The sequence below is a fragment of the Burkholderia sp. LAS2 genome, from assembly GCF_018417615.1.
Taxonomy (GTDB): domain Bacteria; phylum Pseudomonadota; class Gammaproteobacteria; order Burkholderiales; family Burkholderiaceae; genus Burkholderia; species Burkholderia sola.
In genome coordinates this window covers 1,905,303-1,930,138 of record NZ_CP071053.1, presented here as the reverse complement: position 1 = coordinate 1,930,138, position 24,836 = coordinate 1,905,303, and the positions used below count along the sequence as shown (strand labels likewise).

Here is a 24,836-nt window from a genome sequence, read left to right as displayed (position 1 = left end):
TTGGCGCGGTACACTCGATTGCATTCCAATCCGAACCCTGGCGCGCGCTCTCATGAGGATCTCAGTCAGCCGGACCGTCGGCGTCGATCGCAGACGCCTCTTCACGTGGTCGCAGGATTACGCGCGGCGGCTCGTGTGGGACAGCTTCCTCATCGATGCCTATCTGCTCGACGGAACGACCGCCCATGTCGGCGTCGATGCGTTCTGCCGCAGCCAGTCGGGCGCGACGATGGTGTCGCGCTACATCTCGTACCGTCCGCCGCAGGTCGCCGCCGTCGAAATGGTCGACGGGCCGAAAGTGCTCCAACGCTTCAGCGGCAGCTGGAACTTCACCGAGCACACGCCCGGCATGACCGAAGTGAAATTCACGTACCACTTCCGCGCCCAGCCTGCCTGGCTGCGCTGGCTGCTCGAACCGCTGATCGGCGCGTTCTACCTCGTGCACACGCGCCGGCGTCTCGATTCGTTCAAGCGCTGGGCCGAAGCGGAAGCGCTGCCGCGCTGAGCGGCGCGCCGCCGCGCGCAACCTGCTGCCGTACCTGCGCCTGCGTGCCGAGCGCCGCGGCGATCGCATCGACCGCGTCGGCCGCGCGCGCCGCGCCGCACATGAACGCGTCGACGGCCGCGAAACGATGCTCGGGCCACGTATGGATCGTGATGTGCGACTCCGCCAGCAGCACGACACCCGTCACGCCATGCTCGCCGCCGAAATGATGGAAGTGCGCGCCAATCACGCGCGCGCCGGCCCGTTGCGCCGCGTCGGTGAGGATCGCCTCGAGTCGCGCGGCGTCGCGCAGCAGCGCCGCGTCGATGCCGGCCAGGTCGGCCAGCACGTGCAAGCCGAGCACCGCGCAGGGCGGCGCGATCCCGTCGCGCGCGGTCATTTGTGCGACCCGTACGACGAGTAGCCGCTGCGCGCCGACGAACTGCCCCACCCGCCGCCGCCCGAACCGCCGCCGCCGATCGACGCGCAACTGAACAGCGTGACGACGATCAGGCCGTAGATGCCGTAAAGGATGTACCGGATCACGCGTTGCCCCCGTCCGACGCAAAACGCGCCCACAGCCATTCCGGCAGCCACAGCACCAGCAGGCCGACCAGCACGTAGACGGAGCGTCCGGTGAACGAGAACAGCGAACCCAGGTTGAAGACCACGAGCAACGCGCTGAACATGAACGGCAGCGGCGCAAAACTGTGCGGCCCCTTCCTGCCGAACAGGCCCATCGATTCGGTGGCGCCCGCGGCGGCGGCGGTGGCCGTCGCCAGCGCCGGCGTGCCGAAACGCTCGGCGAGCGCGCTGCCCGTCAGCGGCCGCGCACGCGACCAGACGATCTCCGCGTCACTGCGCTCGCGCGTGAGCTTGTCCTTCTGCCAGCCGTAATCGATGATCGACGTGCGGTCGCCCGCCTGCACGCGCCAGTTGAATGCCCCGACCACGTAGACGACCTCCGATTCGTATTCCTCGCGCAAACGATAGGTCTTGCCGCCATCGGTCACGCTGGATTCGCCGCCGATCGTCGGCCAATGGTCGAGCACCTGCACGCGCTCCCAGCGCCCTTCGCTTTGCACCAGCCACAGGAAGCCGCGCTTCGGGTTCAGCAGCAGGTATTCGTCCCAGGTCTCGGCGTCGCCCGGCACGCGGCAGCGCATCATGCCGATCACCGTGTACTTCACACCATCGAACGTGCCGATCGCGCCGAGTTCGAGCGCGCCCTTCACCGATTCGAGCTTGCGCTGCGCCGCGAACACGGTCTGCTGCTCGGCCGTGCACTGCACGCCCGCATGGCAGCTGCCGCACACGACGTAGTCGGCCACGTTCGGCGCATAGGACAGTGGCGCACCGCAGCTCGGGCACGCGAACGGCACCATCTCCGCGCCGCGTTTCTCGCGCGTATCGTTTTCGGTATCGCGCAAGCCCGTGAACCCGAGCGCATCGAATTCCAGCGCCTCGCCGGAATAAACGGCCGGGATGCCGCCGTTCGATTCGGCGTCGGAATAGTCGTAGGTCGCGAATGCATTGCCGGTGCGCAGGTCGACGACGCGCGCCTCCCAGCCGGCATCGACGCGGAACGGCAGCTCGCCGTCGCCGCCCGTGCAGCGTGCGGTACGCACGTCGGACACCAGATACGCGCGGCCGCCGCGGTCGATCCGCATGCCCGGCTCGAGCGTGCCGAATGCGGGCCACGCGGCGCCTGCCGCATCGTCGGGTTCGCGCACCGTGATCGCGTACTGGCCCGACGCATCCGACAGCCATCCGAACGCGCCGTCGTCGAACACGACGTACCATTCGCTCCACGCACCGGCGTCGTAGGTCATCTGGATGCGGCCGAGCACCGTGAACACGCGGCTACCGTAGCGCCCGGCCGTGCCGATCTGGATCGGCGATGCATCGTCGAGCACCGTGGCCAGTTCGCCGATGCGCTCGACGTCGGCGCCGCGCTTGAGCAGCGTGCTGCGGCAGAACGCGCAGACGGCCATCACCGCCGCGGCCGAGCGAAACTCGACCGGCGCGCCGCATTGGGGGCACGAGGTACGGAACATGCGCGACGCTTACCGCGTGAGCTTCGCGAGGATCTCGGCCTTCGCGCGCGAATAGTCGTCTTCGGTCACGAGGCCCTTGTCGAGCAGCGCCTTCAACTGCTCGAGCCGCTGCACGTAATCGGTGCCCTCGGCCGCTCCCGCGGCGATCGGCGCCGCGACGGGCGCGGGCGGCGCAGCCTGCGCCGGTTGTGCGGCGCCCGCGATCTGGCCGGCCATCGCCTGCCCGATTGCCGCCCCGGCGGCCAGCCCCGCGCCGACCCCGGCGATGCCGCCCGGGTTTTGCGCGGCGAGCGGAATCGCCTGCGCGGTCTGGTATTGCGTGGCGCGCGCGAGATCGCCGGCCATCCCCGCTCCGATCCGCAGGTCGAGCGCCTTTTGCAGCTCGGCCGGCAGCGACACGCTCTCGACCGCGAACGCGTCGAGCGCAAGCCCGTAGCGCGTGAACACCGGCACCAGCGCGTCGGCCACACGCTGCGACAGCAGCGACTGGTTCGCGGCCATGTCGACGAACGGCACGTCGGCCGAGCCGAACGTCGTGCTCATCGCGGTGACGACCAGGTTGCGCAGTTGCTGCTCGAGATCGTCGACCGTATAGGCCGCGCGCGTGCCGCTGACCTCGCGATGGAATGCGGCCGCATCGACGATCCGGTACGAGTAGATGCCGAACGCGCGCAGTTGCACGAAGCCGAATTCGCGATCGCGGATCGTCACCGGCTGCGCGGTGCCCCAACGCCGGCCCAGCTGCAGCCGCGTGCTGAAGAAGTAGACGTCCGACTTGAAAGGCGACTGAAAGAATTTATCCCAGTTCTTCAGGTTCGTGAGCACCGGCAGCGTGCGCGTTTCCAGCGTATAGAGCCCAGGCTGGAACACGTCGGCGACCTTACCCTCGTTGACGAAGATCGCGACCTGCGTTTCGCGCACGGTCAGCTTGCCGCCGTACTGGATTTCCTGGTCTTCCATCGGATAGCGCCAGGCCAGTACGCCGTCGGTGTCTTCCGTCCATTGCAGGACGTCGATGAACTGCTTGCGGATGAATGAACCCAGACTCATGTCGGTCTCCTCGAAACGCGTGGCGCGTCAGGTCAGGCAGGCGGCATTGATAATGCCGACGACGAGCGACGCGGTGCCCATCAGGCCGCCCATCGCGACGTTGCGATCCTCGATCGCATGATTCATGCCGGGCATCACGCGCGTCAGCACCGCATAGGTGATCAGTTGCACGATCATCGCGCCGACGGCCCAGATCACGACTTCGCCGAGCGTGGAATTGTGCGCGATGCTGGACGCGAGCGTCAGGCAGAAACCGATCAGCGCGCCGCCGAACGACAGCGTCGCGGCCGCGTTGCCGTCGCGGATCAGCGCGAGTTCGTCGAACGGGGTGACCTTCAGGTACACTGCCGCGAACACAAGAAGCAGCACGAACGCCGACAGTAAATGAACCGCATAAAGATAGGCACTATTCATTCTTTTCCTCGGATTTTGTGCTCGGTTCGCCGCCCCGTCGCCGGTCGGCCCGCACGGGGCCGCCAGACGAAAATCCGCGCCAGTATATCCACATTGCCGAACACTGCACAACGGATGCGCGATGCTGCATAAGCGTGCGCTCGTCCTGTCGATTCTCGTGCTCGCGTCGTGCGGGCTCGGCTACGAACTGATCAGCAGCGCGCTGTCGAGCTACCTGCTCGGCGATTCGATCCTGCAGTTCTCGTCGGTGATCGGCTGCTACCTGTTCGCGATGGGGATCGGCTCGTGGCTCGCGAAGTTCGTCGAGGACGACGACGTGCTCGACCGCTTCGTCGACATCGAGCTGCTCGTCGGCCTGCTCGGCGGCGTATCGGCCGCGCTGCTATTCGTCGTGTTCGCCTGGCTCGCCGCACCGTTTCGCGCGGCGCTTTACGCACTGGTGCTCGCGCTCGGCCTGCTGATCGGGATGGAGATTCCGCTCGTGATGCGCGCGTTCCAGCAGCGCCGCCAGGCGTTCCGCCATACCGTCAGCGAGGTGCTGACCTTCGACTATCTCGGCTCGCTCGTCGTGTCGCTGATCTTCCCGCTCGTGCTCGCGCCGCGTCTCGGCCTGCTGCGCACGAGCTTCCTGTTCGGCCTCCTGAACGCATTCGTCGCGTTGTGGACGACGCACCTGTTCCGCGACGAAATCCGCAACGTGCGCGGCAAGCTGATGCGCGCGTCGCTCGTGATCGGGCTGCTGATCGCCGGGTTCGCGCTGTCGGAGCGCATCACGCACTGGGCCGAACACGGCGTATACGGCGACGAGACGATCTATTCGGAAACGACGCCGTATCAGCGCATCGTGCTCACGCAGTGGCACGACGACATGCGGCTGTACCTGAACGGCAACCTGCAATTCTCGTCGCGCGACGAGCACCGCTATCACGAAGCGCTGATCCATCCGGCCATCGAGGCGCTGCCGTGGGCGAAGCGCGTGCTCGTGCTGGGCGGCGGCGACGGCCTCGCGGTGCGCGAACTGCTCAAGCACCGCCATCTCGAACGGATCACGCTCGTCGATCTCGATCCCGCGATGACGAAGCTGTTCTCGACGTCCGCGCCGCTCGTCAAGCTGAACCAGGGCGCGCTGAAGGATCCGCGCGTGCAGGTGATCAACGACGACGCGGTGCGCTGGCTCGAATCGAATGCCGACGTGTATGACGCGATAGTCGTCGACTTCCCCGATCCGACCAACTTCGGGCTCGGCCGCCTGTATTCGGTGCCCGTATTCCGGCTGCTCGCGCGGCACCTGTCGGAGAACGGCTACACGGTGATCCAGTCGACGTCGCCGTATTTCGCGCCGCATGCGTACTGGACCATCATCGCGACGCTGCGCGAAGCCGGGTTCAACACGTGGCCGTACCACTGCTACGTGCCGTCGTTCGGCGACTGGGGCTTCGTGATCGCCGGCAAGCGCCGCGATTTCACGGTGCCGACGCACTACTCGGTGCCGACGCGCTGGCTCGATCCGCAAACGGCCGCCGAGATGTTCCACTTTCCGGCCGACATGCCGGCGCTGCCGATGTCGCCGAACGAACTCAACGACCAGCCGCTCGTGCGCCGCTTCGACGACGACTGGAAGCACGTACTGCGCTAATGGACCGTCGCACGTTCCTCGTCGCGTCGGCGGCCGCGTCGCTCGCCGCCTGCGGCCGCACCGGCTGGATCGAGACGACGCCGCGCATCGACTACCCCGGCATGCGCGAAGGCCACGCGCTGCGCGACCATGCCACGCTGCCGCCGCCGTCCGGCACGATCGAGACGGACGTCGCGATTCTCGGCGCCGGCGCGGCCGGGCTGTCGTGCGCATGGCAGCTCGCGCGCGCCGGCCATACGCGCTTCACGGTGCTCGCCGGCCCCGAATTCGGCGGCAACGCGGCCGGCGGGCGCTTCGGCACGCTCGGCTATCCGAAGGGCGCGCACTACCTGCCGCTGCCGTCGCTCGAATCCGTGCATCTGCGCGACATGCTCGCCGATCTCGGCGTGATCGAATCCGCCCCGTTCTCCGCGCGCCCCGTGTACGACGAGCGTGCCCTCGTCCACGCACCGGACGAACGCCTGTTCATCGGCGGGCAGTGGCAGGACGGCATCGTGCCGACCGCCGGCCTCGACGCCGACGCACTCGCGCAGCAGGCGCGCTTCTTCGCGTACACGGACGGGCTGCGCACCGCGCGCGGCGCCGACGGCCGCAAGGTGTTCTGCATCCCGATCGCGGAATCGTCGCGCGACCCGCGCTGGCGCGCACTCGACCGGCGCTCGTTTCGCCAGTGGCTGCGCGACGAGGGCTACACCGCGAAGGCGCTGCACTGGTATCTTGACTATTGCTGCCGCGACGACTACGGCGCCGGTTACGAGCACGTCTCCGCATGGGCCGGGCTGCACTATTTCTCGTCGCGCGGCGGCCATGCGGGCGACGCGGGCGACGGCGCGGTGCTGACCTGGCCCGACGGGCTGCACACGATGGTGACGAAGCTGGGCGATTCGATCGCCGCGCGCACCGGCTCGAACGCATGGTCGCGGGACGGCTTCGCGGTACGCGCGACCGAACGTGCGGGCAGCGTCGACGTGCTGTGCGCCCGCGTCGGCCGCGACGGCGCGCTGTCGACGTTCATGCTGAAGGCGCGCCGGGTCGTTTCCGCGATGCCGCTGTTCGTCGCGGCGCGCGTGTTTCCTCAGATACACGCATACGGCTTCGATCCCGCGCACGATCTGCCGCCGCGCGCGCCGTGGCTCGTGGCCAATTTCCTGCTCGACGGCATGCCGGCCGAGGAAGCCGGCGTACCGCTCGCGTGGGACAACGTCGTCTACGGCGGCGCGGGGCTCGGCTATGTCGTGTCGACGCATCAGTTGATCCGGATGTCGCCGCCGACGCGCTCCGTCTTCTCCGCCTATCAGGCATTGAGCACGCAAACGCCGGACGATACGCGCCGCTGGCTCGCGCAGGCGAAGCCCGACGCGTTGCGCGAGCAGGCGGCAATCGACCTGCAGGCCGTGTACGGACGCGAGCTGTGGAAGCATGCGACCGCACTCGAGATCACCGTGCGCGGCCATGCGATGGCGACACCCGACGTCGGCTTCCTGAGCCGACCGGGGCTGCTCGCGCTGCGCGATGCCGACGGCCCCGTCGTATTCGCGCATGCCGACCTGTCCGGGCTGTCGCTGTTCGAGGAAGCGTCGTACTGGGGCATGCTGGCGGCCCGGCGCGTGCTGGCCTGACAACCGCCGTTCGTCATTGCGGCGTCGCCGCCAGCCGCTATAATCGCGCGACATTCCGACTGCATAGAGCAGGCCGACGGTGGCGCGCCGTTCGACGCGCCGACCGCCCTTCTCGACAACAACAATGACGAACCGAACCTTCCGACGCCTTCGCCCGCTGGTGCGCGCCGCCGCGCGCGTGCTCGCGTGCGCCCCGCTGCTCGGCGCACCGCTGGCGCTGCACGCGGCCGATGCCGCCGTTGTCCGCGGCGCTTCCGGGACCTCCGTAACCGAGCCCGCGAGCGGGCGCTACATCGTCGTCGACACCGGCCATACGCCCGCGCATCCGGGCTCCACCGGCGCGAGCGGCCGCGTCGAATACCTGTACAACCTCGACCTGTCCGGCGCGGTCGCCGACACACTCGCCGCGCACGGCGATCGCGTGCTGCGTACGTCGGCGGACGGCCGCGAGATCGCGCTCGATCGGCGCTCGACGCAAGCGCCCGACGCGAACCTGTTCGTATCGATCCATCACGACTCGATGCAGCAACAGTTCATCGACGCGGGCCGGCAGCGCGAATTCCGCGGCTTCTCGGTGTTCGTGTCGGAACGCAATCCGCACTATGCGGAAAGCCTGCGTTGCGCGAAGGCGATCGCCGAGCGGCTGGTCGCGGCCGGCGAACGGCCGTCGCTGTATCACGCGCAGCCGATCAAGGGCGAGAACCGCCCGCTGATCGACCCGCCACTCGGCATCCACCGCTTCGACGATCTCGTCGTGCTGCGCACCGCGCCGATTCCGGCCGTGCTCGTCGAAGCCGGCGTGATCGTCAATCCGGACGAGGAAGCGCGGCTCGCGCGGCGCGAGACGATCCAACGCCTGTCCGCCGCGATCGCGGGCGGCATCGACGCGTGTACGACACCCCGATAAACGACGGTATCGCCCGTCGGATTCACCGGTTTTCACCCCGTCAGGAGACTCACCATGAAGAAGAATCTGCTCGCATCCTGTGCGCTGCTCGCGCTTGCCGTTCCGTTCGCCGCGCACGCGGCCGGCTGCGGGAAGCCGCGCAGCGCGTTCGACCAGGTGTATTGCACGAGCACGCAGTTCTCGCAGTCCGACCGAGATCTCAACGACGAATACGGCCGGCTGCGCAAGCAACTGAGCGGCGATCAGCAGGCGACGCTGAAGGCCGGCCAGCTCGCGTGGCTGAAACAACGCGACGCGCAGTGCAGCGAGACCCGCGGCAGCAGCTACCTCGTCGATATCCAGTGCGCGAACGACATGACGCAGTCGCGGCTGTCGTTCCTGCGCGAGCGTGAGCGCGAATGCTCGAGCACCGGGTGCGTGACGTCGAAGCTCGGGGAGTAAAGCGTCGAGCATGCCATGCCGCGAAGCCGCTTCGCGGCATGCGTTCTCCGAAGTCTTCGATGACCCGATCGACTACTTTTTCATCGGCGATCTTCTGCCGCTGAAACGTTATCTACGAACGCGAAGGTTTCGTCGCCGAACGCGACATCAAGACCTTCGAGATCGACGGTACGCCGATCGAGGAAGTGCACTACTGGCGCGCACTCCCGTAGCCGGCTGCGTCGACGCGCGCGGCCATCACAGAAACCACCGATACTCCCGCGCGCCGATTTCGTTGCGAAAATCCAGTTCCTCCTGCCGCTTGTTCTCGCAATACACCATCACGAACTCGCCGCCGAGCCCTTCGCGCACGGCCGGATGATCCTGCATCGCGGCGACCGCCGACAGCATCTCCTGCGGAAAATCGATGCCGCTGCCGCGATCGTCGTTGAGCGGCGCAATCGGCTCGAGCCGCGCATCGAGCCCGTGCTCCATCCCGCTCAGGATCGCCGCCAGCACCAGGTACGGGTTCGCATCCGCGCTCGCGAGCCGGTGCTCGATCCGCAGGTTGCGTGCGTCCGATTCCGGAATCCGGATGCACGCGTCGCGATCCTCGAAGCCCCAGCTCGCGCGGCTCGCCGCGTTCACCATCGACCCGTAGCGCCGGAACGCATTGTGGTTCGGCGCAAACACCGGCATGCAGTGCGGCAGCAGCGCGAGGCAGCCGGCCACCGCGTGCCGCAACGGCCGCTGCCCGTCGGCCGCAAGCACGTTGCGCCCCGCGTCGTCGTACAGGCTCACGTGCACGTGCATCCCGCTGCCCGGCGCATGCAGGTACGGCTTGCCCATGAAGCTCGCGCGATAGCCATGCCGCAACGCGACGCCGCGCGTGCTGCGACAGAACAGCGCCGACCAGTCGGCCGCGCGCAGCGCGTCGTCGGTATGCCCGAAATTGATCTCGAACTGGCCGGGCCCGAGTTCCGCGGTGATCACCGTCGCATCGACGCCCTGTTCGCACGCGGCGTCGACCATCTCGTGCAGCACGTCGGAGAATCGCGACAGGCGCTCGATATGCATGTTCGGCTGATCGTCGCGGTCATCGCTCAGGCGATCGCGCGGATACTGCGGCATGCCTTGCTCGAGCTGCGCGGCGAACAGGTAGAACTCGAGCTCGAATGCGACGACCGGCCGGATGCCGCGCGCCGTGAACCGCCGCAGCACGCGCGCGAGCACCTCGCGCGGCTCGAATTCGATCGGCGAATCGGTGCCGTCGGAGCTGATCAGCATCTGCGCGAGCGGCTGCCGTTCCCAGCGCACGGGCTTCAGCGTGCCGGGGATCAGGCGGCGCGGCGCATCGGGATCGCCGTCGTTGAAGCAGTAATCGCCGATCTTGTAGAGGCCGCCCTGCGTGCCGAGCAGCACGCAGTTCTGCGGCAGCTTCAGCAGCGAGCCCGACGCGACTTTTTCGAGCGCGTCGATCGGATAGCGCTTGCCGTAGAAATGCCCGGGCAGGTCGAGGCAGATCAGGTCGACATAACGGATCTCGGGGTGCGCCTGCCGGAACGCGCGGACTTCACTGACCAGCGCGGGAACGACGTCAGCCATGTCTCATCCTTTCCATGTCTTGTAGGGCGGTGACGCCACGCGGCGAACCGGATTCATGCGGCACACGGCGCAGCGCAAGCCGCAAATCACTCAGCAATGCAAACAGACTGCACGGCGCGGCGGCCTCCGACGCCGCCCGCCCCGCCGACCACTCGGCTCAGGTGAATACCCAGATCACGCGCGTCGGCGCGTCGGTCAGGTTCGCATACCGGAAGCGCTTGTGCGCGGGAAGCTGAAACGCATCGTTCGGGCCGAGCGTGACGTGCGTGTCGTCGCCGTCGAGCCAGATCGTCAGTTCTCCTTCGAGCACGAAGCCGCCCTGCTCGTCGCTGTCGTCGACCGGGCGCTCGCCGCTGCTCGCGCCCGGCCCGAGATGGCTTTCGAGGATCGAGAAGCGCGACCGCATGTTCGGCGACACGAGGATGTCGGTAATACCATTCGCGTAATACACGGTGCGCCGCTCGCCGGGCCGCGTGACCCACGGCACGCTGCGCGGTTTGCTGAGGCTGTAGAAATACGTGGTCGGCACGCCGAGCGCCTCGCCGATCGCGGTGAGATCCGCGACCGTCGGACGCGACAGCCCGCGCTCGACCTGCGACAGAAAGCCGACCGAGCGGCCGATCCGTTCGGCGAGATCGTTCAGCGTGACCTTGCGATGCTTGCGCAGGTCGCGGATCAGGATCGCCAGACTTTCTATCTCTTCCTGTTCGTTCATGATGGATTCCGGTGCAATCAAACGGTATCGCGCAGGCGGTACCAGGCCTTGCCGATCGCCTCCAGCGGCGCGGCCAGCCGGTCGCCGCCGGGAAAGCGCGGGTTGCGGATGCGCTGGTACTGCGCGAGCAGGTGTGCGTCGCCGAGCACGGCGTCGGCCACCGCGCGCGCACCGGCGAGCGTCGGCAGCACGCCGTGCCCCGAAAAGCCCTGCAGCCAGAAGCGCTGCCCGTGGCGACCGATGTCCGGCGTGCGACGCATGCTGATGTCGATGTGACCGCCCCACGCGTAGTCGAGCGGCACGCCGGCCAGTTGCGGAAACACGCGTTCGAGATGCGGGCGCGTCGCCGCCGCGATATCGGCCGGAATGCCGCCGAGATACGTGCAGCCGCCGCCGAACAGCAGCCGGTTGTCGGGGCTCAGGCGGAAATAGTCGGGCACGAACTGGTTGTCGATCACGCAACTGTTGCGCGGCAACAGCGCATGCGCGACGTCGGGCGCGAGCGGCGCCGTTGCGACCTGGTACGTGCCGACCGGCAGCAGCCGGCGCGCGAGGTCGCGATCGAGCCGGTCGACGTACGCATTGCACGCGAGCACCAGCACGTCCGCCCGCACTTCGCCGTGCGCCGTGCGCGCGACGTGGCCGCCGGCCGTCTCGCGGCAGTCGAGCACGCGGCTCTGTTCGAAGATGCGGCCGCCCGCGCACTCGATCGTCTGCGCGAGGCCGAGTGCGAGCTTCAGCGGGTTCAGGTGGCCGGCCTCGGGATCGTGAAGCGCGGCGAGATAGCGCGTGCCACCGATCCATTCGGGCATCTCGTCACGACCGATCACACGCAGCCGGTCGTAGCCCCACCGCTCGGCGGCCTCGTCGCGCGCCTGCGCCAGCATCGCGACGCGCCGCGGCCGCACCGCGGCCCACAGGCTGCCGGGCCGGTAGTCGATGTCGAAACCATGCCGGGCCGGCAGTTCGCGCACCTCGGCCGCCGCCCAGCGCATGCTGTCCCACAGCAGCCGCGCGCCGTCGCGGCCGAGCGCATCCTCGAGCGGCTGCATGTCGCACGACCAGCCGAGCAGCGCCTGTCCGCCGTTGCGGCCCGATGCGGCCCATGCGACGCGGCTCGCTTCGAGCATCACGACGCGCTTGCCGGCAAGCGCGAGCCGCAGCGCCGTATGCAGCCCGCTGAAGCCCGCGCCGACGACCAGCACGTCGGCATCGATGCGTTCGTCCAGCGCCGGCCGATGCGGGATCGGCGTCGGGTAGGTGCCGGCGTAATAGCTTGCGACGTGACGGTCGGACTGCATGAACATGCGGATTTCCGTGAAAATTACGCCGGTAAATTTCATGAAAAACTAGCATGACAATTTCACGGAAGCAAGGCCGGGCATGATTTCACCGATCGTCGGCGCGACGGGGTCGGGCCTTTCGGATCGTCTGACGGTTTATTTGTCGCGCGCTCCACCGACGCCTGCCCGCCGCCCGGCAGGTGTGACGGCAACGAAACGAGCATCGGGAATTCGGCACGAACGCATTCCCCGCCGTCCTAATGATATGGACTGCGAATTCAATCGAATCGACCTGGACGACGAAGCATTGGCAATCCCACCGCGTGTCGCCCCACCACCGACACGCGATCGTCTTCCGTCATCGAAGCGCCGCGATACCGCCGACGACGACATGGCTGGACTGCCATCGCTCGCGCCGATGCGCGCGACGGGCATCACGATCACGTCCGCGTCCGGCAATCGCGCTCCGCCGCCCATCGCAACCCCGCTTGCACTCGAATCATCCGCCGCCGCACGCCGCGTCGAAGTGCAATAACTGACAGTTTCTCGCCCGGGGGCTTTTCATTAGATTGGCGACACGATCCATGCAAAGTCTCGCGCCCCGACATGACTCTCACCGCCAGCGAAGCACAGCACACGACGACCGCCGCATACCGGAACATCGCCGAACGCCATGCGCGGTCCGCCCCTTGCGGCGCCTTCCATCGCGATGCGTGGGATGCCTTGTCCGACGCGGGACTGTGGCGCGTGCCGGTCCCGCGCGAACTCGGCGGCGCGGGCGGCACGTGGCACGACTTCGTCGATGCGTTCGAAGCGGTCGCCGCGGCGCTGCGCTCCGTCGGCTTCGCGATGGCGCTCGCGAATCAGGCGACGCTGATTCGCGCGCTCGTCGCATACGGTTCCGACGCGCAGCGCACGCGGCATCTGCCGTCGCTGCTGTCCGGCGCCATCGGCGCCACGGCGATCTCCGAGAAAGGTACCGGCACCGAAGTGCGCGCGCTCGAAACGTGCCTCGTTCGCGACGGCGACCACTACCGGCTCGACGGCCACAAGTACAACATCAGCCACGCGCCCGAAGCGCGCCTGATGATGATCGTCGCGACCCTGACCGGCGACGGCAAGCCGGCCACCGCGCTGGTGCTGATCGATCCCGAACGCGCGGGCGTGCAGCGCAGCGCCCCGCAGGCGACGTTCGGCGTCGCGGATCTTCCGATCGGCGACGTCGCGCTGTCCGGCGTGCGCGTCGATGCCGACGAACTGCTCGGCACGCCCGGCGACGGGCTGCGCCTGCTGATGGACATCGCGTCGATGAATCGCGCACTGTTCGGCCTGCTGTGCGCGAACGTCACCCAGCCGTTTCTCGCCGACGCACTCGCGCACGCCAGCGCCCGCAAAACGCTCGGCGTCGCGCTGGACGCGCATCAACACGTGCAGCGACGGCTGGTCGACGTCCAGGTCGGCATCGAACGCACCCGCTGGACGGCACGCGCGGCGCTCGACCTGCTCGTCGCGCAGCGTCCCGAGGCGCTCGCGAACTGCTCGATCGCGAAGCTCGCGGGCGCGCGCGATCTCGCGCAGGCCGCGCTGCACCTGCTCGCGATTCACGGCAGCGACGGCTACCGGCGCGGGCCGCTCGCCACCTTCGTCGCCGACGCGCTCGCGATGGGCTCGGCCGGCGGCACCGAAGAAATGCACTACCGCAACATCTTCAGCCAGATGCAACGCCGCGCGGCCGCCACGGCGCGCGCGGCGTGACCGCACACCCTTCCCTCACCCGTTCAGGAGTTGCCCTTGACTATCCAGACTGGCCTGCGTGCCCGCGCCACCCACCGCGTCGACACGATTTCGCTCGCCGATCAATGGGGCGGCGAAGCGCACGCGCTCGCGAGCCCGATCATGATCATCTTCATCGAACAGACCTGCATGCAGGCGACCGACCATCTGCTGCCGGCCGGGCAGATGACGGTCGGCTACAACTTCGAGATCAAGCATCTCGCACCGACGCCGCCCGAATGGGAAGTGACGGTCGACGCCGAACTGATCGAGGTCGACGGCCGCATGATGACGTACCGGGTCGAGGTGCGCGACGCGGTGGGCGTCGTCGGCGAAGGCGTGCATACGCGCTGCGCCGTGAGCCGCGACGGCTTCCACCGCCGCCTGGAAGAGCGGCGCGACAGCGCGGCGCTCGCCCGCTAACGAGCCGGAGCCCGACCATGATTCCGCTTCCGCTGCAGGGTCTCCGGCTGCCGGTGATTGCGTCTCCGATGCTGATCGCGAGCTATCCCGAGATGGTGCTCGCCCAGTGCAGGAGCGGGATCGTCGGCGCATTTCCGGCGCTCAACGCGCGGCTCAGCGCGCAGCTCGGCGACTGGATCGACACGATCGACGGCACGCTGCGCGCGTACCGGGACGCCCATCCCGATGCGCCGGTCGGCCCGTACGCGGTCAACCATATCTGCCATCCGTCGAATCCGCGCGTCGAACAGGACCTGCGCATCTGCATCGACCGACGCGTGCCGCTGATGATCACGAGCCTGCGCGCACCGTCGCGCGACGTCGTCGATGCGATCCATGCGTACGGCGGGATCGTGCTGCACGACGTCACGACGGTGCGACATGCGCAGAAGGCGCTGGAAGCCGGCGTCGACGGCCTCGTCCTCGTCGCGGCGGGGGCGGGCGGCCACGCCGGCACGCTGTCGCCGTTCGCGCTGGTCACCGAAGTGCGGCGCTTCTACGACGGCTTCATCGCGCTGTCCGGTGCGATCGCGACGGGCGACGCGATCGCCGCCGCGCGCGCGCTCGGCGCCGATTTCGCGTACATCGGAACGCGCTTCCTGGCGTCGCACGAAGCCAACGTGGTGCAGCGCTACAAGGACACGATCGTCGAAGCCAGCGCGGCCGACATCATCTACACCGACGCATTCACCGGCGTCCACGGCAACTACCTGCGCCAGAGCATCGAGGCGGCCGGGCTCGACGCGCGGCGACTCGCCCGGGTCGACGGCGCGCAGCTCGATTTCTCGCCGGACGGCGGCGCGAAGCAGTGGCGCGACATCTGGGGGGCCGGCCAGGGCGTCGGCGCGATGGACGCGGTGCTCAGCGTCGCCGAAATCGTCGAACGGCTCGCGGCCGAATACGCGCGCGCCGTCGCCCGCATGCAGCCGGGCGCGGCGACGCACGTCGCCCCGCACCGGCCGGCCGTTTCCGCGACTTCACGGACCGATACGCGATGACGCCGACCGAACTTGCCGCCCCGTCGTCCGTCGACGATGCGATCGCACGCCGCCGCGCGCAGATCGACGTGATCGACGACCAGCTTCTCGAGCTGATCGGCCAGCGCATCGCTCACGCAACCGAGATCGGTCATCTCAAGCGGAATGCGGGGCTCGCGGTGCGGCAGCCCGCCCGCGAAGCGTCGATCGTCGCCGAGCTGTGCACGCGCGCGCCGTGGGGGCTACGCGACCGCGACCTGCGCGCCATCTGGCAGACGCTGTTCAGCGCGAGCCGTGACGCGCAATCGCTGCCGTCCGTCGCGTTCCTCGGCCCGTCGGGCACCTACACCGAAACCGCGATGCTGCGTCACTTCGGCGAATTCGCCCGCGGGCAGGCGCACGAGACGATCGACGCCGTATTCGACGCGCTTGCGCGCGGCGACGCGGAATGCGCGGTCGTGCCGGTCGAGAATTCGTCCGAAGGCACCGTGACCCGCACGCTCGACCTGCTGATCGCGCAAGCGGCGCCCGTCACCGGCGAGATCGAACTGCCGGTCGCGCACTGCCTGCTGAGCGCCAGCGGCTCGCTCACCGGCGTCGACAGCGTGGTCGGCCATCCGCAGGCGCTCGCGCAATGCCGCGCGTGGCTCGACGCGCATGCGCCCGGCCTGCGCCGCATCCCGGTGTCCAGCAACGCGGTGGCCGCGCGCGAGGCCGCGCACCTGTATGACTGCGCGGCGATCGCCGGCGAACCCGCGGCCGCGCTTTACGGACTGCGAATCGTCGCCAGCGCGATCCAGGATCACCCGGACAACCGCACGCGCTTCGTGATCGTCGGCGGCCAGACGCCGGCGCCGACCGGCTACGACCGCACGAGCATCGTGCTGCGGCCGACCGATGCGCCCGACGCGCTGGCGCGCGTGTTCGACGCGCTCGCCCACCACCGCGCGCCGCTGCTCTGGGTCGACGTGCGCCCGGCACGGGACGCCGGCCATGCATATCGGTACTGCATCGACTTCGGCGGGCATCCGCTCGATCCGAACGTGCGCGCGGCGCTCGACGAGATTGCGTTCGCCGCTTCCGAGCTGCGCGTGCTCGGCGCCTATCCGCGTGCCGCGGGCGGTACCGACCGGCACGCCGACGGCCCCGCCGCATCATGACGACGGCGCCCGCTTCGTCCCGCGTCGCGGCCCGGCTGCTCGCGATTCGCGACGGTCGCGACGATCGCCTGCTCGTGCTGTGCGGCATCGCCGCGGCGGACTGCCTGCCGCTTGCCGCCGGACGATGGCTGCGCGCGCTGCGCGCCGAATACGACGACGAACTGGAGCTGCTGCCGTTCGTGCGCGGCACGCCCGACGCCGCCGGCATCGCGTGCCTGCTGCGGCGCTGCGAGCGTCTGCGGCTTCCGGCGGTGGCGATCGGCGACACCGCGGCGACCGCCTATGGCCGCTGGCGCGCGTGCCTGCCCGCGGCGCCGCTGACCTGGCGGGTGCTCGAAACGTCCGCTGCACGGGCCGCGACACCGCTGCCCGGCGGTCTGCTGGCGCGCTGGCCGGTACGCGCGGCCGAGCCGGTCGACTGGCCGCGCTCGCGCCGCGTCATTGCGGATCTCGGCGCTGCGTCGCCGGCGCTTGGCGCGCGCATCGGCGCGCTCGCCGACGCACTGTGCGACGGCACGCTCGTAGTCGCCGGCATTGCGCTGGACACGGCCGCCGGCGCGCCGCACACCTTCATCACCGATGCGCTGGACCCGCTCGCGAACTACGTCCGGATGCAGCGCATCGCCGCCGTGACGCGCCGCGCGCCGTCGCTGCGGAGCCGCCTGTGAACCCGCGCCCGCAGGCCGGCCCGACGCGCATCGCGCTCGTCGGCATGCCCGGCGCCGGCAAGACGACGATCGGCAGCGCACTGGCCCGCGCGCTCGCGTTGCCGTTCGTCGACGCCGACCGCGAACTCGAACGCCGCTTCGGCGCGCCCGTCGCCGTGCAATTCCATGCGGGCGACTTCCGCGCACGCGAAGCCGACGTGATCGACGCGCTGACGTGCGGGCCGGCGCTCGTGCTCGCGACCGGCGGCGGCGCCGTGCTGCGCGACGACACGCGCGCGCGGCTCGGCCAGCGCTGTTTCGTGATCCACCTCGCGACCGATCTCGACACCCTGTGGCACCGCACGCGCGGCGACGCGTCCCGCCCGCTGCTGAACGTCGCCGACCCGCGCGCGGCGCTCGCCGCGCTGCACGACGCGCGCGAATCGCTGTACCGCGCCTGCGCGCACTGCCGCATCGACACCTCGGGCCAGTCCGTCGCACAAACGCTCGCGGCAGCGCTCGACGCACTCGCCATCGCGTAACCCGCGCGCCCCTGTCTGCCCCCCTTCCGCTGTTTCGACGATGCCGTCCGGTGCGGCCGACTGCCATTTCTACCAGTTGCCGATCGTCAAATAATATCTAAAGATATATTTTTAGATACAGATCGTTTGCCTTCACGCGACAGGAAACCGACCATGCCCCTCCTCATCGACCGCGCGCGCGGCGCCCGCCGCCTGGTTCCCGCGCTCGCCGCGCTCGCGATCGCCGGCTGCGCGCCGTTCGGCCCGCAACGCCCGGCGGCCCGGATCACGCCCGTCGAGCAGCTCGATGCGGGCGCCGCGATCGGCGCGGCCAGCGCCGGCTCGCCGACGGTCGCCGAACGCTGGTGGACCGCGTTCGGCGATGCGCAGCTGGATCGCCTCGTCGACGATGCGCTGGCCGGCGCACCGACGCTGCAGGCGCAGCGCGAACGGGTCGCGCAGGCGCTGGCCGACGCCGACGTCGAAAATGCCGCGCTGCTGCCGCAGCTCGGCGCGACGGCGAGCGCGGTGCCGACGCGCCTGCCCGGCAGCTACCGGACGCCGCCGCCCGCGGCCGGGCACTGGCAGGTCGACGCGCAGGCGCTGCTCGGCGCGTCGTGGGATCTCGACATCGCCGGCCGGCAGCACGCGCTGGCGCGCGCCGCCGCACTGCGCGCGGACCAGCAGCGCGCGCTCGAACGCGCGGCCGCCGTGTCGTTGCAGGCGGCGATCGTCGAAACGTATCTGCAACTCGCGCTCGAACAGCGACTGCTCGCGATCGCGCGCGATACGCTGCAGCAGCACAGCTATCTGCTGCGCCTCACGTCGCAACGCGCGGACGCCGGCCTCGACATGCAGGTCGCCGTGCTCAGGGCGAGCGAACCGATTCCGCACGCGCAGGCCGACATCGACACGCATGCGGCCGCGTCGGCCCGGCTGCGCCACCGGCTCGCCGCGCTCGTCGGCCGGGGGCCCGGTTACGCCGATGCGCTGACGCCCGCCGCGCCGCCGGCCGCGGCGCTGCCGATGCCGGCCGTCCTGCCCGCGGCGCTGATCGGCCGCCGGCCCGACGTCCTGGCCGCGCGCTACCGGGTCGAAGCCGAAGCGGCGAACATCGACGCGGCGCGCGCCGCGGTCTATCCGGACGTCAACCTGCTGGCCTTCGCCGGCGTGCAGAGCTTCGGCTTCCGCGCGCTGTTCCACGGCAACAGCGGCACGCTCGGCGCGGGCCCCGCGATCACGCTGCCGATTTTCGAGGGCGGGCGCCTGCGTGCCGGCCTGCGCGCGCAAACCGCCGCGTACAACGCGGCCGTCGCGACGTACGACGACACGGTCGTCAACGCGCTCGCGCAGGTCAGCGACACCCTCGTCCAGATCGACACGCTCGGCCGGCAGCGCGCGCTTCAGCGCGAGGCGCTGTCGCGCGCGCAACAGGCCTACACCATCGAAACGCAGCGCTACCGGAAAGGCATTTCCGGCTATCTCGACGTCCTGCTCGCCGAAGGCCGGCTGCTCGACGACCGCGCATCGGTCGCCCGCGCGGACGCGTCATTCGCGATCGAGCATGCCCGCCTGATCGCCGCGCTCGGCGGCGCCACTTCCACTGGAGTCACCCAATGAACCGTCCCGAATCCCCCGCCGCCGAGCCCGCGCTGCAACGCGCGCGCCGGCGCTACTTCCGCTGGTTCTTCATCGCGCTCGCCGGCGCGGCCGGCCTCGCCGCCGTCGCGTGGGCCACCACCCGAGGCACCGAGACGACCGACGACGCGTACGTCTCCGGCGACGTCGTGCAGATCTCGCCTCAGATCGGCGGCACCGTCGACGCCGTGCGCGTGCAGAACGCCGACTGGGTCCGTCCCGGCGACCTGCTGTTCAGCGTCGACAAGACCGACGCCCGGCTCGCGCTGGACGAAGCGGTCGCGCAACTCGCGCATGCGGTGCGCCAATACCGCACCGCGCATGCGGACGCGGTGCGCGACGAAGCGCAGATCCGGGTGCGGCGCACCGAATGGGCGAAGGCGAACGACGACCTGCAGCGCCGCCTGAGCCTCGCGCAAGACGGCGGCGTGTCGCGCGAGGACCTGCGCCATGCGCGGGATGCGATGGACGGCGCGGCCGCCGCGCTGAACGCGCAGCAGGCCGCGTACGATGCGACGCTCGCGCGCACCGACGGCACGTCGATCGACACGAATCCGCTCGTGCGCGCTGCGGCCGCCCGGGTCCGCAGCGCGGCGCTCGCGCTGCGCCGCACCGAAATACACGCGCCGCTCGGCGGGCTCGTCACGCGCCGGGTCGTGCAGGTCGGCCAGCACGTGTCGCCCGGCACGCCGTCGATGGCGCTCGTGCCGCTCGATCACGTGTGGGTCGAGGCCAACTTCAAGGAGTCGCAACTGCGCGGCATGCGCGCCGGGCAGCCGGTCGAGCTGTTCTCGGACCTGTACGGCAGCGACGTGGTGTTCCACGGGCGCGTCGTCGGGCTCGAAGCCGGCACCGGCGCCGCGTTCGCGGCCGTGCCCGCGCAGAACGCGACCGGCAACTGGATCAAGGTCGTCCAGCGCGTGCCGGTCCGGATCGCGCTCGATCCCGCCGAGCTGCGCGCGCACCCGCTGCGTATCGGCCTGTCGATGACGGCATCGGTACCGGTCGATCACGGCCCCGGCACCGCGTCGGCGTCGCCGCCCGCCCGTCCGCCCGAAGCGCGCCGGTCGATCGACGCCACGTCGATCTATCGCGACGACGACGAAGCGGGCGAGGCGCTCGTCACCGAGACGATTCGCGCGAACAGCGGCGCACGCCCGCTCGCACCGGGAGCCTGACGATGCGCTTCTTCACCCGGAACGCGGCGCCGAAACTGCCGCTGGAGCCGCTCGCCGGCATGCCGCTGGCGCTCGTCGCGATCGCGGTCAGCGTCGCGAATTTCATGCAGACGCTCGACCTGACGATCGCGAACGTCGCCGTCCCGACCATCGCGGGCGATCTCGGCGTCGCCCCGGACATGGGCACGTGGATGCTGACCTCGTTCGCGACGCCGCTCGCGATCACGCTGCCGCTCACCGGCTGGCTCACGCAGCGCTTCGGCCAGGTGCGGCTGTTCCGCGTGTCGGTGCTGCTGTTCGTGCTGACGTCGGTCCTGTGCGGGATGGCGCCGAACTTCGAGTCGCTGCTGCTGTTTCGCGCGCTTCAGGGCGCCGCGTCGGGCCCGATCACCGCGCTGTCGCAGGCGCTGCTGATGGCGGTGTTCCCGTCGACGCGCCGCCACGTCGCGCTGGCCGTGTGGCAGACCACGACGTTCGTTGCACCGGTGCTCGGGCCGATCGCCGGCGGCTGGATTACCGACAACCTGAGCTGGCCGTACATCTTCTACGTGAACGTACCGCCGGGCGTGCTCGTGCTGGGCGTGCTCGCGCGGCTGCTGAAGGGACGCGACAACGCGACGCGGCGGCTGCCGGTCGACGTCGTCGGGCTGCTGCTGCTCACCGCCGCATTCGGTTCGTTCCAGTTGCTGCTCGATCGCGGCCAGAACCTCGACTGGTTCGCCTCCGACGAAATTCGCATGCTGGCGGTCGTGAGCATCGTGTCGTTCGTCGCACTGATCCTCTGGGAATTGACCGACGACCATCCGATCGTCGACCTGCGGCTGTTCGCGGACCGCAACTTCACGACGAGCACGCTCGCGATCACGGTCGGCTTCGGGCTCTACTTCGGCGCGCTGGTGCTCGTGCCGCTGTGGCTGCAGACCCAGCAGGGCTACACGGCCACCTGGGCCGGCATCGCCACCGCACCGCTCGGCGTCGCGGGGATCGTGATCGCGCCGCTGCTCGGCCGCTTCCAGGGCCGCACCGACCCGCGCCTGCTCGCGACCGTCGCGCTCGTCGGCTGGGGCGCCGCGTCGTTCTGGCGCATGCATTTCAACAGCGACGTGACCCTCGGCGACATCGCCGCCAATTCGCTGCTGATGGGCGCCGCCACCGCGTTCTTCATCACGCCGCTCGTGTCGCTGTCGCTCGCCGGGCTGGCCCGCGAGCGGCTGCCCGCGGCATCCGGGCTGCAGAACGCGCTGCGCCGGATCGGCACCAGCGTCGCGACGTCGGTCGCGCCGACTTACTTCGAGCGTCGTTCCCGCGTGCACAACACCTATCTCGTCGACCACATCACGCCGTACGATTTCGCGTCCGCCGACTGGTTCGCGCGGCTCGATCACGCGGGGCTGTCGCCGTCCGGCGCGCTCGCGTCGGTCTCGCATGCGATCGACGTCGAAGCGCACATGCTCGCGCTGAACGATTTCTCGTTCGGCTGCCTGCTGCTGTTCGGCGCGACGCTGCTGGCGGTCTGGTCGATCCGCTATCGTCATGCGTGACGTCGTGAGGGGAAACCGCCGGAAGCCGTGTCGGCCGGCGGAGCGACTGACCGGCTAACCGCGCGGCGGGCGGCGGGCGGCGGGCGGCGGGCGGCGGGCGGCGGGCGGCGGAAGTCTCTGCCGGATCGCATCGCCGCCTCACCGATGAATCGACTGCGCAGGGCCGCGTTCGGCGGCGCCCCGAATGAAAAAGGGGGCTCCGCGCCGAACGACACGGCGCGGAGCCCCTTCTACTTCTACTTCTACTTCTACTTCTACTTCTACTTCTACTTCTACTTCGCTTAACGCGGATCGCCGGGCGCCGGCACGTAGCCGTCGGCAAGGATACCGATCGTCCGCGCGGCCGGCTCGCGCAGGCGCTTGGCCGCCTGATAGCCCTCCGACCGATACCACTCGCGGGCGCGCTCCGCCGACTCGAATTCGAGCACGACGACGCGCTTCGGCGCCCAGTCTCCTTCCAGCGTCTCGACTTCGGCGCCGCGCACCAGGAAGCGCCCACCGTACTCCGCCACCGTCGGCGCACCGAGCCGGCGGTACGCCTGGTAAGCGTCGACGTCGTGCACATCGATATCGAACACCACGTACGCGCTCATGATCGCGCCTCCGCTGGCGCCGCCGCATCGGCCGGCGCGAGCTGCACGAACACGCGGCCGTTCTCGATCTTCACCGGATAGGTGTGCACGCACGTCGTCAGCGGTGCGCACAGCGCCATGCCGGTCCGCACGCTGAAGCGCCCCTGATGCAACGGGCATTCGATCTCGTCGTCGAGCAGGAAGCCGTCGCTCAATCGCGCGTCGCCATGCGTGCACTGGTTCTCGGTCGCGAAGATCTCGTCGCCGACCGCATACAGCGCGATGTCGCGGCCCCCCACCCAGACGCCGAGTATTCCGTCGGCGCGCACCGTTTCCGGCGCGACTGCATCGATCCATTCCGTAGTCACGTTCGGCACCTCGTTCAGATCGGGTAAATCAGCGAGTTCGGAATCATCTCGCTGTCGTACACGCAGATGCGCGACTCGAAACGCAGCCCGTGCGGCGTACGCACGATCCGGTCCAGGTAGCGCCCGGTGTTGTACACATCGCTCATCTGCTCGGTCTTCGTGCGCAGCACCGCGTAGTTCGTCTCCGCCTCGATCACCGCGTCGTCGAGATACGTGATGAACGGCAGCCCGATCACGTGGCGCTGGTAGTACGGATCGAAGAACAGCGTCTCCTTGATCCCGTAGACGCGATCCTTCAGCATGCCCTTGCTCTCGAAGTCCATCACCGCGAGGGGCAGGTTGCGCTCGTGGTTCTCGCGCGGCACCACCGTGTACCGGCATTGCTCGATGAAGAATTCCGGCCACGCGTCCCAGTCGCCGCCGTCGAGCACGGCCGCATATCTCGCATTGAGCTGGACGAGCGAATAGAAATCCTCGAAATTCGCGCCGCCCGCGTGCGGCTCGGCGGACGGTCGGTCCGTTCGTGTCGTGATCGTGCTCATTCAGGCCTCCATCACTTGGCGCCAGTACTGGTACATGCCGCGCACCAGCGTTTCGCTGACCATATGTTCGGTCTGCTCGTCGATCTGCCGGCCGCCGAGCTCGTTGTAGACGTTGCCGTGCTGGATCTGCTCGAAGCTCTGCTGCACGCATTCGATGACCTCGCCGTCGTCCGCCGACACGAAGCCGGCCGGCCCGAACAGATTGGCCTGACGCAGACGGCGCCGCGTCATCTCTTCCGTGTCGGTCTCGAAACCGAAATGCGTCCACACGTAGTCGAACACGCCCGGGCCGATCGGCCGGATGCGACGCGTCGACAACGCATTGACCTGCTGCTGGATGATGACGCTCGGCATCAGCGTGAGCATCACGACGGTCGGATCGCCCCACCACGGTTCGTGCACGACGTCGAGGAAGCGGTCGTCGTGCAGCGTCATGCGCTCCTTGAAGCTCGTCACGTTGTGGGTCACCTCGCCGCCGCCGCCGCCGCTGCGGATCGACACCATCGCGCCATGCCGGTGATGCGCATCGGTCACGAGCCGGGCGGGATTGTCCGCGCGCCACAGGCCGAAGTTGACGAACCAGGTATGCAGCAGCCCGGCGTGATACGGATCCTTGATGTTCTCGACCATCAGTTTCCAGTTGCTCGGCACGCGCTGCCGCGTGTAGCCGAGCACGGTCAGCTTCGGGCCGTGGAACAGACGATCGTAGTAAGGCAGGATGCGCGGGCCGAGGAAGTCCTCGAACGATTCGACGTTCTCGTCGAACGACGCGAACACGGCGCCGCCGCGCGTCGACACGCGCAGGCGCCGCAGCGCATGCTTGCCCGGCTCGAAATCCGCCGGCATGCCGCCGTTGATCGTGCCGCCCTGACGCACGCCGCGCCGGAACGGCACGCCGATCAGGTTGCCCTTCAGGTCGTAGTTCCACTGGTGATACGGGCAGTGGAAATCCTTCGCCTTCCCCGAGCGCTCGCGGCAGAACTGCATGCCGCGGTGCGCGCACGCGTTTTCGAAGACGACGATCTCGCCGTCCTCCGTGCGCGTCATCACGACGGATCGCTCGCCGACTTCCGTGCGCTGGAAATCGCCGGGAGACGGCACTTCGGCTTCGAGGCCGATGTAGCACCAGTGATTCGCATAGAACAGGCGCTCGAGTTCCCGCTGGTACAGCGCTTCACTCGTATACGCCTCGTAGGGTGTGCGGCTGGCGCCGTCGCCTTTCCAGTCGAGCGCGCGGGCGATGTCGATGGGTGAGTTCAAGAGAGCT

Annotated in this window: 28 protein-coding genes and 1 pseudogene; 17 read left to right on the top strand and 12 right to left on the bottom strand. The window is 69.2% G+C overall.

Annotated elements, in window-relative coordinates:
* The first annotated feature begins 52 nt into the window (after positions 1-52).
* Positions 53-505, top strand: a complete 453-nt coding sequence (locus tag JYG37_RS29060) for an SRPBCC family protein (protein WP_089489557.1) — start codon at positions 53-55, stop codon at positions 503-505.
* On the opposite strand, the gene speD is transcribed toward JYG37_RS29060, so the two are convergent.
* From speD to JYG37_RS29035, 5 genes are read right to left on the bottom strand one after another with little or no spacing between them, the layout of a single operon-like run.
* Positions 468-884, bottom strand: a complete 417-nt coding sequence (gene speD / locus JYG37_RS29055) for an adenosylmethionine decarboxylase (protein ID WP_124638794.1) — start codon at positions 882-884, stop codon at positions 468-470. The two genes, JYG37_RS29060 and speD, sit on opposite strands and share 38 nt — an antisense overlap.
* Positions 881-1,030: a hypothetical protein gene (locus JYG37_RS29050; protein WP_155634559.1), complete on the bottom strand. Its 150-nt coding sequence runs from the start codon at positions 1,028-1,030 to the stop codon at positions 881-883. The genes speD and JYG37_RS29050 overlap by 4 nt, the downstream gene beginning before the upstream one ends.
* Positions 1,027-2,541 carry a DUF4178 domain-containing protein gene (locus tag JYG37_RS29045; protein WP_213346291.1) on the bottom strand — a complete coding sequence of 505 codons (1,515 nt, stop codon included), beginning with the start codon at positions 2,539-2,541 and terminating at the stop codon, positions 1,027-1,029. Before JYG37_RS29045 ends, JYG37_RS29050 begins: the two co-directional genes overlap by 4 nt.
* 9 nt (positions 2,542-2,550) lie before the next feature.
* The gene (locus tag JYG37_RS29040; RefSeq protein WP_050014959.1) at positions 2,551-3,591 is read right to left on the bottom strand and encodes an SPFH domain-containing protein; all 1,041 of its coding nucleotides are present in this window, start codon (positions 3,589-3,591) and stop codon (positions 2,551-2,553) included.
* A 27-nt stretch (positions 3,592-3,618) separates the two neighbouring features.
* Complete coding sequence (locus JYG37_RS29035) at positions 3,619-4,005, bottom strand: DUF350 domain-containing protein (RefSeq protein ID WP_006480820.1); 387 nt, start codon at positions 4,003-4,005, stop codon at positions 3,619-3,621.
* A gap of 121 nt (positions 4,006-4,126) precedes the next feature.
* Between JYG37_RS29035 and JYG37_RS29030 the strand changes: the two genes are divergently transcribed.
* The 5 genes and pseudogenes from JYG37_RS29030 to JYG37_RS35105 form a co-directional block, all read left to right on the top strand.
* Positions 4,127-5,641: a polyamine aminopropyltransferase gene (locus tag JYG37_RS29030; RefSeq protein WP_213346290.1), complete on the top strand. Its 1,515-nt coding sequence runs from the start codon at positions 4,127-4,129 to the stop codon at positions 5,639-5,641.
* Positions 5,641-7,260, top strand: coding sequence for an FAD-dependent oxidoreductase (locus tag JYG37_RS29025; RefSeq protein WP_204384392.1), 1,620 nt, complete (start codon positions 5,641-5,643; stop codon positions 7,258-7,260). Before JYG37_RS29030 ends, JYG37_RS29025 begins: the two co-directional genes overlap by 1 nt.
* Positions 7,261-7,384: 124 nt before the next feature.
* On the top strand, positions 7,385-8,167 hold the full coding sequence (locus JYG37_RS29020) for an N-acetylmuramoyl-L-alanine amidase family protein (protein ID WP_213346288.1): 783 nt from the start codon (positions 7,385-7,387) through the stop codon (positions 8,165-8,167).
* A 54-nt stretch (positions 8,168-8,221) separates the two neighbouring features.
* On the top strand, positions 8,222-8,608 hold the full coding sequence (locus JYG37_RS29015; protein WP_089470254.1) for a lysozyme inhibitor LprI family protein: 387 nt from the start codon (positions 8,222-8,224) through the stop codon (positions 8,606-8,608).
* Positions 8,609-8,721: 113 nt separating this feature from the next.
* Positions 8,722-8,820: pseudogene (locus JYG37_RS35105) on the top strand (GNAT family N-acetyltransferase); the annotation flags it as partial.
* A 25-nt stretch (positions 8,821-8,845) separates the two neighbouring features.
* Here JYG37_RS35105 and JYG37_RS29010 read toward each other — a convergent pair.
* The 3 genes from JYG37_RS29010 to JYG37_RS29000 all read right to left on the bottom strand — a co-directional run bounded on the left by JYG37_RS29010 (position 8,846) and on the right by JYG37_RS29000 (position 12,214).
* The gene (locus tag JYG37_RS29010; protein ID WP_124630676.1) at positions 8,846-10,192 is read right to left on the bottom strand and encodes a glutamine synthetase family protein; all 1,347 of its coding nucleotides are present in this window, start codon (positions 10,190-10,192) and stop codon (positions 8,846-8,848) included.
* Between the two features lie 157 nt (positions 10,193-10,349).
* A complete protein-coding gene (locus JYG37_RS29005; protein WP_050014949.1) occupies positions 10,350-10,907 on the bottom strand; it encodes a helix-turn-helix domain-containing protein in 558 nt (185 codons plus the stop codon).
* 17 nt (positions 10,908-10,924) lie between these two features.
* Positions 10,925-12,214 carry an NAD(P)/FAD-dependent oxidoreductase gene (locus tag JYG37_RS29000; RefSeq protein WP_089489771.1) on the bottom strand — a complete coding sequence of 430 codons (1,290 nt, stop codon included), beginning with the start codon at positions 12,212-12,214 and terminating at the stop codon, positions 10,925-10,927.
* Positions 12,215-12,290: 76 nt separating this feature from the next.
* On the opposite strand from JYG37_RS29000, the gene JYG37_RS28995 reads away from it, so the two are divergent.
* From JYG37_RS28995 to JYG37_RS28945, 11 genes are all read left to right on the top strand, one after another.
* Positions 12,291-12,725, top strand: coding sequence for a hypothetical protein (locus tag JYG37_RS28995; RefSeq protein ID WP_213346286.1), 435 nt, complete (start codon positions 12,291-12,293; stop codon positions 12,723-12,725).
* A gap of 71 nt (positions 12,726-12,796) precedes the next feature.
* Entirely contained in the window at positions 12,797-13,945 is a 1,149-nt protein-coding gene (locus JYG37_RS28990; protein WP_213346285.1) for an acyl-CoA dehydrogenase family protein, read from the top strand.
* Between the two features lie 36 nt (positions 13,946-13,981).
* Complete coding sequence (locus JYG37_RS28985) at positions 13,982-14,386, top strand: thioesterase family protein (protein WP_050014941.1); 405 nt, start codon at positions 13,982-13,984, stop codon at positions 14,384-14,386.
* A gap of 17 nt (positions 14,387-14,403) precedes the next feature.
* Positions 14,404-15,423, top strand: coding sequence for an NAD(P)H-dependent flavin oxidoreductase (locus tag JYG37_RS28980; RefSeq protein ID WP_050014939.1), 1,020 nt, complete (start codon positions 14,404-14,406; stop codon positions 15,421-15,423).
* Positions 15,420-16,562: a prephenate dehydratase gene (gene pheA / locus JYG37_RS28975; protein ID WP_124595067.1), complete on the top strand. Its 1,143-nt coding sequence runs from the start codon at positions 15,420-15,422 to the stop codon at positions 16,560-16,562. The genes JYG37_RS28980 and pheA overlap by 4 nt, the downstream gene beginning before the upstream one ends.
* Positions 16,559-17,230 carry a hypothetical protein gene (locus JYG37_RS28970; protein WP_050014935.1) on the top strand — a complete coding sequence of 224 codons (672 nt, stop codon included), beginning with the start codon at positions 16,559-16,561 and terminating at the stop codon, positions 17,228-17,230. The genes pheA and JYG37_RS28970 overlap by 4 nt, the downstream gene beginning before the upstream one ends.
* Positions 17,227-17,751 (top strand): shikimate kinase, encoded by a 525-nt coding sequence (locus JYG37_RS28965; protein ID WP_176017007.1) that lies wholly within the window; start codon positions 17,227-17,229, stop codon positions 17,749-17,751. Before JYG37_RS28970 ends, JYG37_RS28965 begins: the two co-directional genes overlap by 4 nt.
* Before the next feature lie 153 nt (positions 17,752-17,904).
* Positions 17,905-19,350, top strand: a complete 1,446-nt coding sequence (locus JYG37_RS28960; RefSeq protein ID WP_213346283.1) for an efflux transporter outer membrane subunit — start codon at positions 17,905-17,907, stop codon at positions 19,348-19,350.
* On the top strand, positions 19,347-20,546 hold the full coding sequence (locus tag JYG37_RS28955; RefSeq protein ID WP_050014931.1) for an HlyD family secretion protein: 1,200 nt from the start codon (positions 19,347-19,349) through the stop codon (positions 20,544-20,546). The genes JYG37_RS28960 and JYG37_RS28955 overlap by 4 nt, the downstream gene beginning before the upstream one ends.
* A gap of 2 nt (positions 20,547-20,548) precedes the next feature.
* Complete coding sequence (locus JYG37_RS28950) at positions 20,549-22,087, top strand: DHA2 family efflux MFS transporter permease subunit (protein WP_213346281.1); 1,539 nt, start codon at positions 20,549-20,551, stop codon at positions 22,085-22,087.
* 144 nt (positions 22,088-22,231) lie between these two features.
* The gene (locus JYG37_RS28945; protein WP_204384394.1) at positions 22,232-22,372 is read left to right on the top strand and encodes a hypothetical protein; all 141 of its coding nucleotides are present in this window, start codon (positions 22,232-22,234) and stop codon (positions 22,370-22,372) included.
* On the opposite strand, the gene JYG37_RS28940 is transcribed toward JYG37_RS28945, so the two are convergent.
* From JYG37_RS28940 to JYG37_RS28925, 4 genes are read right to left on the bottom strand one after another with little or no spacing between them, the layout of a single operon-like run.
* The gene (locus JYG37_RS28940) at positions 22,369-22,680 is read right to left on the bottom strand and encodes a DUF1330 domain-containing protein (RefSeq protein WP_060011815.1); all 312 of its coding nucleotides are present in this window, start codon (positions 22,678-22,680) and stop codon (positions 22,369-22,371) included. The two genes, JYG37_RS28945 and JYG37_RS28940, sit on opposite strands and share 4 nt — an antisense overlap.
* Positions 22,677-23,027, bottom strand: a complete 351-nt coding sequence (locus JYG37_RS28935) for a non-heme iron oxygenase ferredoxin subunit (protein ID WP_089489772.1) — start codon at positions 23,025-23,027, stop codon at positions 22,677-22,679. Before JYG37_RS28935 ends, JYG37_RS28940 begins: the two co-directional genes overlap by 4 nt.
* 14 nt (positions 23,028-23,041) lie before the next feature.
* Complete coding sequence (locus JYG37_RS28930) at positions 23,042-23,569, bottom strand: aromatic-ring-hydroxylating dioxygenase subunit beta (RefSeq protein WP_050018150.1); 528 nt, start codon at positions 23,567-23,569, stop codon at positions 23,042-23,044.
* Positions 23,570-24,829 (bottom strand): aromatic ring-hydroxylating oxygenase subunit alpha, encoded by a 1,260-nt coding sequence (locus JYG37_RS28925; protein WP_050018149.1) that lies wholly within the window; start codon positions 24,827-24,829, stop codon positions 23,570-23,572. It abuts the gene before it with no gap.
* Positions 24,830-24,836 lie beyond the last annotated feature (7 nt).